Raw genomic sequence first — 15,425 nt, forward strand, 5'->3', positions numbered from 1 at the left:
CTCATTCATAGAGTCAAGAATAAACCATGAATGAGTCTTTTATCCTAAATAAATTGGTTTATTAAACCTTTGCTTCAACCATTTCTTTTTTACTGTTAAGTGTCCAGGGTAGAATGTTTAAATGCCTAAACATCAAGATGGATAATGTCACTCCAGATAGGATCAATGCGGTTGATGTGGCTATCGCCGCTCCTTCAATATCAAATATCGGAATAAGCAAGGCATTAAGTATGATGTTGATGGTTACAGTACACAATAATGTCGCCATTACGGTTTTTTCTTTGCCTGAATACTGCAACCACAATGTTGCAAAGCCTAATAGTGAGCCGACTGCATAGCCTATAAGTAAAGTTAGCATAGATAAATAGGCGGTTTCGGTATCGTGTCCATAAAATTCCAGTATCGGATGACCAAAGTAACTGATCGTAATGGCGATGGGCAAGACGACTTTCACCATCATTAAAAAGCCGCGACGATTTAGTTCCACTATTGATAAATGGCCTGAAGCCAGAGAAGTGACAATAAGTGGTGTGACGAGTCCATATAGAGCCATTTGAATAGAACTTACTGCTTTGGCTGTTGTTTGTGCAGCTGCAAAATGTCCTACCGCTGTTTCGCCTACCATGTACTCAATCATGTATATGTCTGATTGCATCATCATCATTTGCATAATAGCGATAAACATCATAGGGGTAGAAACGCGTAGCCATTCTTTGTAATTAGGCTTTTTTTGAGCTCTTTGAAATGGCATTAATGAAAGTCGATGGATGAAAAGCAAAGAAAATAGTGCGATAGAGATTGAAGTGATGAGTGTGATTACAATGGCTTGAAAGCTGCTTAATTCACCAAACATCCAAAAATAAAAACTACATATGGTTAGACGCATCAGAGGATCTCCGATACGCCATGGTATAAATGCTAAATCGATGCGTTTTGCCACTTGAAGTATCCCACCAAGTAATGCAGACATGGCTGCAACGGGAATGGCTAAACTGGCGAGTAATATAGGGTGATAACTATCACCGTCGACAATGCTTAAGTGATACTCGTGGCCAAAATAAACAGCCATGATTAAAAAAGTAGAGCTTACTAGAATCACTTTAATGTAAAAACGCGTGTAATCCCAAACACCTTCGCCATTTTTGTTGTGAATTGGCTCGGGAAGAAATCGCGCGACAGCTTTTGAGCCGCCCATTAAAACCAACATACTTCCTAAATTTAGGAATGCTTCGGCAACTTTGAAATCACCATACTCATGAGGGCCAAGTATTCGAGAGACTACTACGTTAAAAAAATAGAGGGCAATAAAACCACCAATAAAAGTGCTAATGATGAGAATACTGCCACGACTTAAATAGCTACTTTCTTTTTCAATATCATTCATAGTTTTTATTAATCACTGCGGAAAGTTAAAAATGAATTAAGTAGCGCATTAATCTTATTGTTTTTTAAACATAGCACAGGATTTTGAGTCGATATTTAAGAAGCCATTTTTGTGTAAGGTTTTATAGATATGCAATGAGATGCAGCTACGAGTGTGAATGAAACAGATGTTGAAATGGCAGCGCTTTGAATATCGCTAACCCTAATGGGTAGTGGGCTGAAGCAGTGAATTGATCTATCATGGTTGCACTCTAGTTTCATTTATTTTAGAGAATATCATGCGTCACATCTGTAGATGTTCAATGCCCTCACTGTCAAAGTACTTCAATATCAAAAGCAGGAAAAAGTCCAAAGGGGCAGCAAAGATATTTATGTACCAACTCTGAGTGCCCGAAAAAAACATCCCTACTTCATTATGTTAAGCGTGCTTGGGAAGATGGAGTAAAAGAAACAGCCATTGACATGGTACTTAATGGTAGTGGAATAAGGGATACAGGTAGAGTGTTAAATATACACAAGAATACAGTGATAAATGCCATTAAAAAAAAGAAAAGAGCATTGTCCACGTAAATCCTAATTACACTCAAAGAGATAGCAACTCAAACATTGAAATCGATATAGAGTTGGTCTGTGAAGAAGCAGAGATCGATGAGCAATGGTCATTTGTAGGTAAAAAGGTTAACCAGAGGTGGCTATGGCATGCCATAGACCATAGTACGAATACAGTTGTAGCTTATGTCTTGGGGAAAAGAACAGACGAGGCTTTCAAAGAGTTACAGACATTGCTCGAGCCACTAGGCATAAAGAAATATTATACCGATGACTGGGGTGCGTATAAGCGAAATTTGCCACCAGAACAGCATGAAGTAGGAAAAACTAATACCCAAAAGATTGAGAGGAAAAACCTCAATTTTAGAACTTGGATTAAACCTAAAAACATCAGTTGAACGCTGAGTATACGCGTAACTGTTTGAGCAATATAATGATTTTATCATCATGGCTTTCACCCAATGAGTGAAGTGCTCTACGCTCACAAGCTTGCTAAAATGACTGCTATCTGCGTTGTAACTTTTGCAAGTAGAATAACTACTTGCTGCAAGCTACGCCTTACTATCAGCCATTTTTTCTACGCTTGAGAACGCAGTCAACTGATGTTTCTAGGGAGCGCCACGAAGCGCTTTATTCTGTTGCGGGATTTGTCTCAACGTATACGCAGCCAAGCGATTACATGGCCATAAACCAGAGACAGCAACGTTATTATTTATAATAAGTCCATCAGGTTGAAACGTACCTGACGGGATAATTACCAGTTCATCCCGAAATCTGACGGGCATGCATAATGGGTAACCGCTATGACATGAAGCCCTGTGACAAAGGCCTTGAATAAAGGTTGAGATGCAATGTAGGCCGCAGCATCAAGCGAATTCAGTTAAGCGTCGTAAATCAAAAAATGAAGATGGGGAGTCTTTCCTAGTTGACGAACCCTGACACAAACAGAGAAGCAACTGTCTTGCAAAACACCGCTGTTTGATCTTCCGGCGTAATATGAAGTGGCATGTATTGAAGGAAATAAAGTGAACGTGGGAGAGCCTGAGTGTTGGAAGGTAGTGACTTCCACTATCCGAATATAAGGTAAACCGAAATTTCAGATAGGGCGCTCAGGCAGTCGGATGAGCCCATAGTACCGTTAACCGTGAAGACAACATAACTTTACATCAGGGAAGGGGCTCAGTGTTACACCCGTTTTTTAACGTAACTTTTGAGGTGAAATTGCCATATGGCTAACACTCCAGTAAATATCAGAATATTACAGCGAAAACTTTACTTACGCTCAAAGCTTAACTCGGAGCTTCGATTTTACAGCTTGTACGATAAACTCAGTCGCCTAGATATACTCGAAGAAGCCTATCGACGATGCAAAGCCAATAAAGGCGGAGCAGGAATTGATGGCATCACATTCAGTTATCTAGAGCAGCAAAAGAAAGTCGTTGCGCTGTTAAAAGAAATTCAAACTCAATTACAACAGAAAAACTATCGACCTAGCCCAGTCAAACGAGTAGAAATACTCAAAGACAACGGCAAAACGCGGAAACTTGGGATCCCGATAATCAGTGACAGAATTGTGCAAATGGCGATGACAATAGTGATGCAACCCGTCTACGAACCTCATTTACATGAACACAGTTATGGTTATCGTCCATGTCGAAGCGCCCAGCAAGCGGTAAAAGTCATTGAAATGAGCCTAAAACAAGGCTATCAGCACGTACTTGATGCTGACTTGAGCGCCTATTTCGATACCATACCGCACGCTAAGTTGATGGCAAAAGTAGAAAGGCGAATAAGCGACAGCAGCTTTCTGAGTTTGCTGAAAAGCTTTATCAAAGCGCCCATCAGCATAGAGACGGTCAACGGGAAATGGCGAATAGAAGCAAGCCGATGTGGCACTCCGCAAGGCGGAGTTATCTCTCCACTACTGGCTAACATCTATCTCAACGATTTCTGTTTGAAAATACACGAAAAAACACCGTGTAAAATCGTTACCTATGCAGATGATTTTGTTGTACTTCATAAGCAAACCTACACACAAGAGCAACTGGACTGGATAACACAGCAATTAAGTGATGAAGGTCTGAAGCTAAATCAAAGTAAAACCCACTGTGTGGATATGGGAAAGCTGATGAATGAGTTTGATTTCCTCGGTTTTAACTTTCAACGGATCACAGGCCTCATCAAAGGCACCAGTTACATTAAGATACAGGCGTCTAAGGGATCTAGCGATTTAGAAAGTACCAATCTTTGTCATACCAGCGAAAGCTGGTATCCAGTGACTTTTTATAGGAAAAAGCAAAGGCACTAGACTCCAGCCTGCGCTGGAGTGACAAGAACTCATCGGTATACTTTCTTCCGCAACTTTCCTAAGAAGAGCCAAACAAAGCTGAAAAATAAACTCAGAGACATAGTGAAGCATCGAACCTCAAATACACTTGGCGTACTAATAAATAAAGTTAATCAAGTTCTAAGGGGATGGAAACACTATTTTGCTGGGATAGGATATCCCAGAGGAGTATTTTTCAGAATAAATGGATTTGTAGTAAACCGATTCTATCCATGGCATCGTCGCTTAAGTCAACGTCGAAGCAAGTATCTATCACGAGGTGCTTACGAAAAATTACGCCAAGCTGGTCTTGAGTATTTACCCACGACAAGATGATAAGCAAAGTGAAGGGGCTGAGAGAAGTGTAACAACAGAGCCGTGTGAGGGAAAACCTCATGCACGGAATCGAAGAGGGGCTGCTGGATAAGCGATAGCGAAGCCAGTAGCCTACTCTACTTAAAAGATTAGCACGAAGAACGATTTGTTTTTCAAAGTTAGAAAGTATGCACGATACGGTAATAGGTTTGTTAATCAATCGAGTAGAATTTGGGATTGATATTCATGCCTACCACTAAATTAGCCCACTACTCATCTTTTCTTATTTTTTCTGGCCAAAATCCCCAAAAAGAACAAACTGCCAATGGCGGCCGTAATAATACCAACGGGCAACTCTTGCGTCGCTAAGGCTGTGCGAGCAAGCACATCAACCCATATCAGGAAGCTTGCCCCTAAGGTAGCTACCAATAAAAAAGACATTTGATTGGGGAATAATAATCGCACAGTGTGAGGGATCATCAAGCCCACAAAAGCAATACCACCACAATGAGCAACAATAGTGGCCGTAACGACTGAGCACAATAGCAATACTCCAAGTCGTAACCTAGCTACGTTAATACCGAGTGTATGTGCGGTTTCATCACCTAAAAGTAAGGCTGAAATGTCTCTTCGAAATAGCAACAACATACTCAGCGCAAAACAAACAATTAAGGCCGGTAGCCATAATGTTTCCCAACTCGCTTTCGTCAAACTGCCCAGCGTCCAAAACAAAACTGCTGAAGCTGCCTGTGCTTTTGCAAAATACAGTAATAAGCTACTCATGGCACTAAACATAAAGGAAACCGCTACCCCTGCCAGTAACATTCTCTCTATTTGGCGATTGATACCAAATCCCGCTAATGCCAGCACGAGCACTACTGATATTCCAGCGCCAATAAACGCAGCTGTTGATAGTCCGACTGATGACCAAATACTGGTTTGAATCACACTGGACACCAAGACAGTTAAATATAAAACCGCACCAAAAGAAGCCCCTGAGCTGATACCTATCAAATATGGATCGGCCAATGGGTTACGCGTAACAGTTTGCAGAGCGTATCCCGAAATGGCTAATCCCGCACCTGCGATAATAGCCAGCATAATCCTCGGTAATCTCAGTTCAAGTACAATTTGGCTGAGTAAATAATTGGAATCGGTCACTGTCTCAGCTCCTGTAAGCCAATGAGTTATCACTGTAAATACTTGAGATAAATTAATTTTTGCTGCACCAAAACTGGCCGATAGCACAATGCTCGCCAGCAAGAATAGAACACTAGCTAACAATGGAATATTTTGTGAAATCACTAACTTTTTTAAAGTCACAGACTCTCCGCTTCTGCAGTCGATTGCATTGTTTCTGGTTCAGTTCCTTGTAACTCTTTTGTTATTGCAACACTTTGCTCTTGGTATTGATCATAAAAATATTGTATCTGCGGATTGCCATATTGCGAGTGACGTGACACCTGACATCGGACATCAAACACTTGATCAATTAGGTTTTCTGTCAGCACATTTTCAGGTGTGCTCATTGCGACCAGTTGCCCTTCATTTAACATCAATAATTGATCACACATCGCGCTGGCTAAATTAAGATCATGAATAGAAGCAATGACAGTGATACCTAAACTTCTTACGAGTTCGAGTATTTGAATTTGATAACGAATATCGAGATGATTAGTCGGTTCATCAAGGATGAGCAATTTCGGCTGTTGAACAATCGCTCTAGCAATTAATGCTCGCTGCTTTTCACCACCAGACAACAATGTAAACTCTTGCGCGGCTTTATGACTCAACTCAACTTTAGCGAGCGCACTTGCCACAAACTCTTTATCTTGCGCCGTAGTAGATGACAGTAATGTTTTGTGCGGCGTCAACCCCATAAAAACTAATTGCTCGGTTGTGATAGACAATTCGGTAGGCGTATCTTGCTGCACTACCGCAATGATCTTTGCCAGTGAACGTGAAGAATATGATTGCCCATCTCGGCCAAACAGTTGAATACGGCCTTGGTTTGGGCAAATAAATCCATAAAGGCAACGTAATAAACTCGACTTACCTGAGCCGTTTGGGCCAATAACACCCAGCATTTCACCTTCATTGAGCTGAAAATTAATATCAGTGAGCACATTCGCCTGATATGGCTGCCAATATAAACCTGAGACTTCTACTGCGGTTACTTGAATATGCTTGCTGTTTGGCAAATGACGTTGGGTCACAAGATATGCTCTAATTTTTGATTATTTTTTAGTTCAGTCAATGACTGTCGGCCATTGTAACCGTAAGTGCCGTCGGCCGCTGTCATCTTCGATCAAGTTTATTTCTACCATTGCCGCATATGGTAAATCGAGATCTTTATATAAACCATGTCCAGATTCAAGACTCAGAGCTTGCGACATAACATGACGTACCACTCCGGCATGGGTTATCACTAATGCCGTCGGGGTTGTGTCAACACCTTCGCCACAGTGAGTTAAAATATCATCGATAATTTGCTCAATAGCCGCCATGACTCGAGTTTCAAAGATCACTAAAGGCTCAGCTTCCGGAGGAGTATTATCCCAAGGCTCATCCCAAAATGCAGACAAAGCTTCAGGTTGTTTTTCAAGGATTTCTTCAACCGTTTTTCCGTCCCAATCGCCAAAATCCATCTCCATTAATGAGGGCATTACAATACTGTTTTTCTCATAGGACGAAGCGAATTCTAGACATCTTTTTAGTGGCGAGGTAAAAACTAAATCAGGCTTAGTTTTTAGTCGCTCGACTGCGGTTTGCATTTGCTTAACACCAATCTCTGACAAAAGCACATTAGTTAAACCCCGAAAAATTTTACCGCCTTTACATTCTCCATGACGCAATAGTATTAGCTTAGCGTTTTTCATAAATTCCTCACTCGTTTAATTTTTGCACTTGCCTTAAACTGCAAAACTCGACTAATATAGACGTCTAAACGTATAAATGTCTACTGTTCATTTTAGAGCTCTATTAAAAGGTTAACACTTTATGGCAATACCCCAAACTTTCGCGGCGCATATTTATTATCAGCTCCAACAAGATCTTAATCATAGAATCTTGATGCTTGATGGCGCTATGGGGACCATGATCCAGCAGTACGAACTGGAAGAGGAAGACTATAGAGGGGATGAATTTGCTGACTGGAACAGTGATTTAAAAGGCAATAATGACCTTCTAGTGTTAACCCAACCTAACATCATCAAACAAATTCATTTAGATTACCTGAATGCCGGCGCAGACATTATTGAAACCAATACCTTTAATGCCACCAGCATTGCTATGGCCGACTACCACATGGAGCATTTAGCTGCTGACATCAATTTAGCCGCCGCCAAAATAGCTAGAGCGGCGGCCGATGAAGTCACCGAAGTGACAGGTATAAAACGCTATGTTGCTGGTGTATTAGGTCCAACGAATCGAACTTGCTCTATCAGCCCTGATGTCAACGATCCCAGTTTTAGAAATATCAATTTTGATCAACTCATTGAAGCCTATGAAAACTCAACTAACGCGCTCATTGATGGCGGCAGTGACATTATTTTAGTTGAAACCATTTTTGACACACTTAACGCCAAAGCCGCACTTTTTGCTATTGATAAAGTGCTTACACAGCGTTTTGGCGACGATCCTAGCCAGCGCTTACCCGTGATGATTTCAGGCACTATTACTGATGCATCAGGCCGCACGCTTACAGGGCAAACAACCGAAGCTTTTTATCACTCCTTAAGGCACATAAAACCCATATCTATCGGCCTAAATTGCGCGTTGGGGCCAAAAGAATTAACACCTTATATTCAAGAACTGTCTCGTATCTGTGAATGCGCCGTATCTGCCCACCCTAATGCGGGATTACCCAACGAGTTTGGTGGTTACGATGAAACTCCAGAACAAATGGCTAATATTATCGGTGATTGGGCTCAGTCAGGTTTTTTAAACATTATTGGCGGCTGTTGCGGCACTACACCTCGGCACATAAACGTCATTAAAAATGCCGTTAACCCTTTTCCAGCACGAAAAATTCCTGAGCTTGAGATCGTTTGTCGATTATCTGGATTAGAGCCACTGCTCATTGCGCCTGATTCATTATTTGTTAACGTGGGTGAACGTACTAATGTAACTGGTTCAGCTCGATTTTTACGTTTGATCAAAGAAGAGCAGTTTGAAACTGCACTCAGTGTAGCCCGTGAGCAAGTCGAAAACGGCGCACAGATCATCGACATCAACATGGACGAAGGCATGTTAGATGGCGTTGAAATCATGGCTAAGTTTCTTAAACTTATTGCTTCCGAGCCAGAGATCAGCCGCGTTCCGATAATGCTCGATTCATCAAAATGGGAAGTCATTGAAGCCGGACTGAAATGCATTCAAGGTAAAGGGATCGTTAATTCCATATCATTAAAAGAAGGTGAAGCCAGTTTTATTGAACACGCACGATTAGTAAAACGCTATGGTGCAGCCGTTATCGTAATGGCATTTGACGAACAAGGTCAAGCTGACACTAAAATACGTAAGGTTGAAATTTGCCAGCGCGCATATAAGATTTTAGTTGAACAACTGCACTTTCTTCCTGAAGACATCATTTTTGATCCCAACATTTTTGCTATCGCTACTGGCATTGAAGAGCACAATAATTACGCGGTAGATTTCATTGAAGCAACCCGTGAGATAAAACAAACATGTCCTCATGCAATGATCTCTGGCGGTGTTTCGAACGTATCATTCTCATTTAGAGGTAATAACCCCGTTCGTGAAGCCATTCATGCTGTGTTTCTATACCACGCCATTAACGCTGGTATGGATATGGGCATTGTGAACGCAGGTCAACTGGCCATTTATGACGACATTGAGCCAGAGCTAAAACTGCATGTCGAGCGCATTGTATTAAATCTCCCTTGTCCAATCGAAGACAGTAGCAATACTGAACTATTATTAGAAGTCGCAGAAAAGTTTCGTGGTCATGGACAACAAACAACTCAAGATACCCAAGAGTGGCGTGGATTTGAGATCAATAAACGTCTTGCCCATGCTCTTGTTAAAGGCATAACTGACTTTATTGACCAAGATACTGAAGCAGCCCGCCAGCAAGCCAACAAACCCTTAGATGTCATAGAGGGACCACTCATGGACGGGATGAACATCGTTGGCGATTTATTTGGCAGCGGTAAGATGTTTCTCCCACAAGTGGTCAAGTCGGCTCGAGTCATGAAAAAAGCCGTGGCCTATTTAAATCCATTCATTGAGAAAGAAAAAGTCGCCGGCCAATCCAATGGCAAAATTTTAATGCTCACGGTAAAAGGTGATGTACACGATATTGGTAAAAACATCGTAGGCGTAGTATTAGCCTGTAATGGTTATGAAGTGTTCGATCTTGGCGTAATGGTGCCAGTTGAAAAGATCATTCAAACCGCAATCGATGAAGACATCGATATTATTGGTATGTCAGGGTTAATTACCCCAAGCCTTGACGAGATGGTCCACAATGTAAAAGCCTTTGACAAAGTTGGACTCAAGCTTCCCGCTATTATTGGTGGCGCGACCTGCTCAAAGATCCACACTGCTGTAAAAATCGCACCGCATTATCCACATGGTGCCATTTACATTGCCGACGCCTCACGCGCCGTACCTATGGTAAGTAAACTGATTAGTAACAAAACACGCCAACAAGTGATCGACTCTAGTTATCACGAATACGATGTAATACGACAGAAAAGATTGTCACAAATCAAGCGCAAAACCATTGTCAGCATTAAAGACGCGCGAGAAAACCGCTGTAAAATTTACTGGTCACAATACACACCTAAAAAGCCTAATGAATTAGGCATTACTGTTTTTGATGATTATCCTCTTGATGACTTAATTGAGCGTATCGACTGGACACCTTTCTTTAGAAGTTGGGAGCTCCACGGGCACTTCCCAAAAATTCTCGATGATAAAATCGTTGGCGCTGAAGCAAGAAAACTGTTCGAAGACGCCAAGCACATGCTCAAACAAATCATTGATGAAAAGTGGCTTATCGCGAAAGCCGTGATTGGCTTGTTTCCTGCTAACACGGTCGATCACGATGATATTGAGCTTTACACTGACGATAGCCGACAACAGGTATCACATAAGCTACACCATTTACGAATGCAAATTGAGCGAGTGGATAACGACAATTTTTGCTTAGCCGATTTCGTTGCCCCAAAAGAGTCTAATATTGCTGATTATACTGGAGGGTTTGCCGTTACTGCAGGACATGGAATAGATGAACATGTTGCGCGTTTTGAAGCCAATCATGATGATTACAACGCTATCATGCTTAAATGTCTGGCCGATCGTTTAGCTGAAGCCTTAGCAGAAAGAATACACGAGCGAGTCCGCAAAGAGTTTTGGGGATATGCCTGCGATGAAGTATTAGATAATAAAGCATTAATCAAAGAGAAATATCAAGGGATACGGCCAGCTCCTGGTTACCCAGCCTGCCCCGATCACACAGAGAAAGCTACCTTATGGGAGCTGTTAAAACCCGACGAAACCATTGGATTAGACATCACCGAAAATTTTGCCATGTTCCCAACTGCGGCGGTCAGTGGTTGGTACTTTTCGAATCCAAAAGCCCGTTATTTTGGTGTGACTAATATTGGACGCGATCAAGTTGAAGATTACGCTATTCGTAAAGGTATGAGTGTTGCTGAAGCGGAAAAATGGTTAATGCCAGTTTTGGGCTATGATACTGAGTAAAAGGTTTAATCCTGTTGATAAATTGACCTTGTTAGCAGATTATTTTACTGTTTTAAGTTTCGTAGGAACTTCAATTAAGTGGCGTAAGTTGGGATAGTTTCATTTGAGAAAATTAACTTAAAATTACCCCAAAATGCGTCAAAGTTCTTGTTATCGACAAACAAATAAGCCCACTGGAAAGTGGGCTTATGGCTTACAAAATAAGCCGTTACTCCTGTTTAACCTTAGCGGTTTGAGCTGCACCAACTTCAGCCACAGTCGACTGCACGACTTCATTATTACCTGTCAGTAAATCCACTAAGCTACCGTTCTCATTGTTTACTAAGCCAATGTCTTTGAGCATCGAATCGACCATTGGCGCGTTGGCGCGATAATCCAATGCTGCAGCGGTGACTTGCTCGGCAAAACTGCCTTGACCAGATGCTGATTTACCGCCAGTTTGGGCTGAGCTACCTGCTGAGCCAGAATAACCTTGAAGGATTTTAATGCCTTCAATGTTTTCAAGTGGCTTAACAGATTGAGCAATGATTTCAGGTAGGGAATTCAAAATAGCGATGGATTTTTGCAGCGCTATCTGTTCATCGCTTAAAACGTTTTCAGCTTCGTGTAAGGCTTGCTTACCAGCGGCTTCAACTTCATACACTTTTTCATCAGCTTCAGCTTTAAGTTTTAATGCATCAGCGTTGGCTTTGGCTTCAATAAGCACGGCAGAAGATTTATCTTCAGCAGCACGTTTTTCGGCTTCAGCTTGAGTGACAACACCAACGGCTTCGCGCTCAGCTTCTTTACGGGCGTCGATGACTTCAATTTCTTTTTGACGATTTGCTTGAGCCACTTGCTTAGCGGTGATTACCGCTTCTTCTTTTTCGACTTTAGCTTTTTCAGCTTCAGCGGCTTGGGCACGGGCAGCAGATTCTTCTTCTGATTTTGCCGCTACCGCAATGCGTTTGTCTTGCTCTGCGACTTCGATTTCACGTTGTTGTTGAATGCGTGATTGCTCAATGGCTTGACGTTTTTCAATTTCGCGGGTTTCAACATCACGACTTTTTTCAATTTCAGCGGTTTCAATGGCGCGATCTTTCGCGATGACTGCTTCTTGCTCTTCCTGTGATTTTAATTCTTTTTGTTTGGTAATTTCAGCTTGTTGCTCTGCACGTTTAAACTCTAGGGCTTGTTGCTGAGTCAGTTTCGCTTCTTGCTCGAGTTTTTCAACTTCGAGTGATTGTTTTTCAGCTTCAAGGTTACGTTGCTCAATTTTGATGCGGTTTTCTTGCTCAATATCATTGGTTTCTTTGCGTTTCTCTTCAATGATTTTCGCAAGTCGTGCCCGACCTTCAGCGTCGAACGCATTATTTTCGTTAAAGAACTGCAAGTCTGTTTGATCAAAACCAGTCAACGATACGGACTCTAGTTCGAGACCGTTTTTCTCAAGATCATTGGCGACATTGTTCTGCACTCGTTGCACAAAATCAGAGCGTTGCTCATGCATTTCAGTCATGCTCATTTCTGCCGCTACTGCACGTAGAACATCCACGAATTTAGATTCCATTAACTGCTTAAGCTCTTCTACACGATTGGTACGGTTACCGAGTGTTTGTGCCGCCATTGAAATGCCTTCAGCATTTGGAGCGACTCGTAGATAGAAGTCCGCCTTGACATCAACGCGCATTCTATCTCGGGTTATTAAGGCATCTTTTTGGGTTTTTTCAACTTCGATACGCAAGGTGTTCATGTTGACGAAAATAGTCTCGTGAAGCACTGGTAATACGATGGCACCTCCGTCTTTAATGACTTTTTCACCACCAAAACCAGTACGAACAAACGATAATTCTTTTGTGGCACGTCGGTATAGTTTGGCAAACAACAAACCTATGACTAAAAATGCAAAAATTGCCATACCTATGATGACAAAACTAAAGCTACTTCCCATATCTAAACTTTCCATTAATATTCCTTTTAATTATTTTGTTAAGCGCGCGGCGAACCAAATATTGTTTTTACGTCTGAGCAAGACAATTTGTGTGCCTTGTTCGAATTGTTCTCCTGCGGTATCAGGCATAACCCGCACATAATGTTTTTGCGTAAAAGCATCTTTAATCATTGCTTCTGCTGGGGTTTCTTGAGTGGCGCGGCCTACGGTTATTGTACCAACGCTTCCTGCAAGTTCACTGTGACTAATGGCACTGGTTTCATTTTTCGGCATTTTTTTAGCCAGAGCCCCGCCGACATATCGACAGCTGAACAGCGTTAAAATAGCCGCTGAAATCAGCGCATAGTGCTCGGGGAAAAAATGAAACATAAAGCTTAAGCTTAAATAGTTAATCGTTAGGCCAAAAATGGCAAAACTGGTTAACACAAGCACTAACCAAACCAGTAAGGGAAGTCGCCCTAAACATAGCCAGCCTAAAATTCTTGTAATACCGTCAGCTCCGGATGAAGCGTCTGCGTCTATATTGATGGGCAATAAGTCATCGAGTGCACTCAATAAACTGAGCCCAACTAGCATTGAAATTAACTCAAATAGGCCAAGAGCGATAACCAGAATAAAGGCTAAGGTAAACGGCCAATTTTGATGAGCTAACAAATAATCCACCATACGTACTCCTTTTGATGGGTAATATTCCTAACGGTTACTTAACCATAATCGGCGGACAAATAAAACAAATTAGAACGTTTTTAATATCAAAAATACGGAAACAAAATAATCCTAACTAAATCGGTTGAACGCACAATATAATACCAATTACAGTATTTAACTTCCCACTCAGCAAGAGTTAAAGGATTTCAGTACAAGGCGCAAGTTTGAAGTACTATATTCCCTACGGCCGCCATACAAAACTGGCGTTCAACGCACTTAGTGCTTTTGTCGGGATAATTCAAGTGCTTGTAACGCAGTAATGGAACCCTTTAGACTTGCCCTTCGGGAGCTTGTATGTGCTCATTTTTGTTTATAAAGAATACTACTCAAAATTGTCTTGACGTAGCAATGTAATAACGACAGTTTTGTATGTCGGTCATAACTATGTCTTCATCAATTTCACTTGTACTTTGAACACATACATAGCTCTGAGCTGGGAATTTAATTACTGTAATTGGTATAATAGGATTTCTTATGAAGTTTTGGAGTCAAAATGGCGCGTCAAGTTCGATATACTTTTAAAGGCCAGACAAAAACAATAGCTTTCAGTTACAGCATCCATAATGATATTTATGAAGCGGCTGCAACCGCTGAAGGGATAAATTTAGATGCCTTTTATAAAATGGAACAACAAGTTGCTATGACATCAAGGAAAGGGGCTCGAGCTGAACGAAACTTCCATAAAGTTGAATTTGAAAGAATGGGGTTCAGCAACATTCATTTTGTGCGAGAAGAAGATCAGGAATAACTCATGGCAAAAATAACTCCAGAACATGCAAACTGTCCACGAGCCAGCTTTTTTCGTCGTATCGGTGCGGCTACTTATGATGTGTTGGTCGCAGCGGGGATATTAATTTTTGCGCTGATCTTTGGGTTTATTGTTTTTACTATCATGGTGAAATCAGGTTTGCTGAGTGATCACGGTTATGAAATTATCTCGGATACTCTTTTGGCCGTTCCTGTATATAAAGCGGTTTGGCAACTGTATCTTACCCTTGTGATTGTGAGTTTCTACGCTTACTTTTGGAGCCGAGGCGGACAGACTTTGGGTATGCGTGCATGGCGCTTGAAGGTACAACATCCTAATGGTCAAAGTTTAAGTTTGATCACCGCTTATGCAAGAGTCCTTTGGTCACTTCTCGGTGTGGGCAATGTGTTTATGCTGCTGTCGCCGGAAAAATTATCTTTACAAGATAAGATGACACGTTCAGAAGTCGTGATATTAACAAAAGAAGCTAATAACATGACGAGCTGGAAAAAAGCAAAATAAAGGTTATACCAATTATGCTAGTAGTCCATTCATATGAATTCTACAGTTAAAGCTGTTCTGGTAAACCATAGTCATAGGAGAGCTAAGAATCATATATCGATATTTATTGTTTTAAACTCTTACTTAACTTTTGTTCACAATCAATTGACAAATAAGTGATATCTGAACAAAACACCTCCTCCCACCCCTTGGCAAGTCAGTAGGATTCTAGC

11 protein-coding genes and 2 pseudogenes are annotated in these 15,425 nt (G+C 41.4%); 7 read left to right on the top strand and 6 right to left on the bottom strand.

The window, feature by feature from the left end; all coding sequences use genetic code 11:
• Nucleotides 1-61: 61 nt before the first annotated feature.
• A complete protein-coding gene (locus tag E2I05_RS04075; RefSeq protein ID WP_121855136.1) occupies nucleotides 62-1,384 on the bottom strand; it encodes an oligosaccharide flippase family protein in 1,323 nt (440 codons plus the stop codon).
• A gap of 272 nt (nucleotides 1,385-1,656) precedes the next feature.
• On the opposite strand from E2I05_RS04075, the pseudogene E2I05_RS22945 reads away from it, so the two are divergent.
• The 4 genes and pseudogenes from E2I05_RS22945 to E2I05_RS04105 form a co-directional block, all read left to right on the top strand.
• Nucleotides 1,657-2,312, top strand: a pseudogene (locus tag E2I05_RS22945) (IS1 family transposase); the annotation flags it as partial.
• Nucleotides 2,313-3,160: 848 nt separating this feature from the next.
• Complete coding sequence (gene ltrA, locus E2I05_RS04095) at nucleotides 3,161-4,240, top strand: group II intron reverse transcriptase/maturase (protein ID WP_133309479.1); 1,080 nt, start codon at nucleotides 3,161-3,163, stop codon at nucleotides 4,238-4,240.
• Between the two features lie 18 nt (nucleotides 4,241-4,258).
• Complete coding sequence (locus E2I05_RS04100; RefSeq protein WP_133309480.1) at nucleotides 4,259-4,594, top strand: group II intron maturase-specific domain-containing protein; 336 nt, start codon at nucleotides 4,259-4,261, stop codon at nucleotides 4,592-4,594.
• A 122-nt stretch (nucleotides 4,595-4,716) separates the two neighbouring features.
• Nucleotides 4,717-4,833 (top strand): annotated as a pseudogene (locus E2I05_RS04105) (IS1 family transposase); the annotation flags it as partial.
• Nucleotides 4,834-4,846: 13 nt separating this feature from the next.
• Here E2I05_RS04105 and E2I05_RS04110 read toward each other — a convergent pair.
• From E2I05_RS04110 to E2I05_RS04120, 3 genes are read right to left on the bottom strand one after another with little or no spacing between them, the layout of a single operon-like run.
• A complete protein-coding gene (locus E2I05_RS04110; RefSeq protein WP_121854848.1) occupies nucleotides 4,847-5,896 on the bottom strand; it encodes a FecCD family ABC transporter permease in 1,050 nt (349 codons plus the stop codon).
• Entirely contained in the window at nucleotides 5,893-6,789 is an 897-nt protein-coding gene (locus E2I05_RS04115) for an ABC transporter ATP-binding protein (protein ID WP_376707914.1), read from the bottom strand. The genes E2I05_RS04110 and E2I05_RS04115 overlap by 4 nt, the downstream gene beginning before the upstream one ends.
• A 33-nt stretch (nucleotides 6,790-6,822) precedes the next feature.
• The gene (locus E2I05_RS04120; protein ID WP_121854849.1) at nucleotides 6,823-7,452 is read right to left on the bottom strand and encodes a histidine phosphatase family protein; all 630 of its coding nucleotides are present in this window, start codon (nucleotides 7,450-7,452) and stop codon (nucleotides 6,823-6,825) included.
• A 121-nt stretch (nucleotides 7,453-7,573) separates the two neighbouring features.
• Between E2I05_RS04120 and metH the strand changes: the two genes are divergently transcribed.
• Entirely contained in the window at nucleotides 7,574-11,305 is a 3,732-nt protein-coding gene (gene metH / locus E2I05_RS04125; protein ID WP_121854850.1) for a methionine synthase, read from the top strand.
• A gap of 208 nt (nucleotides 11,306-11,513) precedes the next feature.
• On the opposite strand, the gene E2I05_RS04130 is transcribed toward metH, so the two are convergent.
• Nucleotides 11,514-13,250 carry a flotillin family protein gene (locus E2I05_RS04130; RefSeq protein ID WP_121854851.1) on the bottom strand — a complete coding sequence of 579 codons (1,737 nt, stop codon included), beginning with the start codon at nucleotides 13,248-13,250 and terminating at the stop codon, nucleotides 11,514-11,516.
• Between the two features lie 15 nt (nucleotides 13,251-13,265).
• Nucleotides 13,266-13,901: an OB-fold-containig protein gene (locus E2I05_RS04135; protein ID WP_165905554.1), complete on the bottom strand. Its 636-nt coding sequence runs from the start codon at nucleotides 13,899-13,901 to the stop codon at nucleotides 13,266-13,268.
• Between the two features lie 535 nt (nucleotides 13,902-14,436).
• Between E2I05_RS04135 and E2I05_RS04140 the strand changes: the two genes are divergently transcribed.
• Together E2I05_RS04140 and E2I05_RS04145 are read left to right on the top strand one after the other, a co-directional pair.
• Complete coding sequence (locus E2I05_RS04140) at nucleotides 14,437-14,691, top strand: DUF2960 family protein (RefSeq protein WP_121854852.1); 255 nt, start codon at nucleotides 14,437-14,439, stop codon at nucleotides 14,689-14,691.
• Nucleotides 14,692-14,694: 3 nt separating this feature from the next.
• Entirely contained in the window at nucleotides 14,695-15,213 is a 519-nt protein-coding gene (locus E2I05_RS04145; protein ID WP_121854853.1) for an RDD family protein, read from the top strand.
• The last annotated feature ends 212 nt before the right edge of the window (nucleotides 15,214-15,425 follow it).

It is taken from the genome of Parashewanella spongiae (assembly GCF_004358345.1).
Taxonomy (GTDB): Bacteria; Pseudomonadota; Gammaproteobacteria; order Enterobacterales; family Shewanellaceae; genus Parashewanella; species Parashewanella spongiae.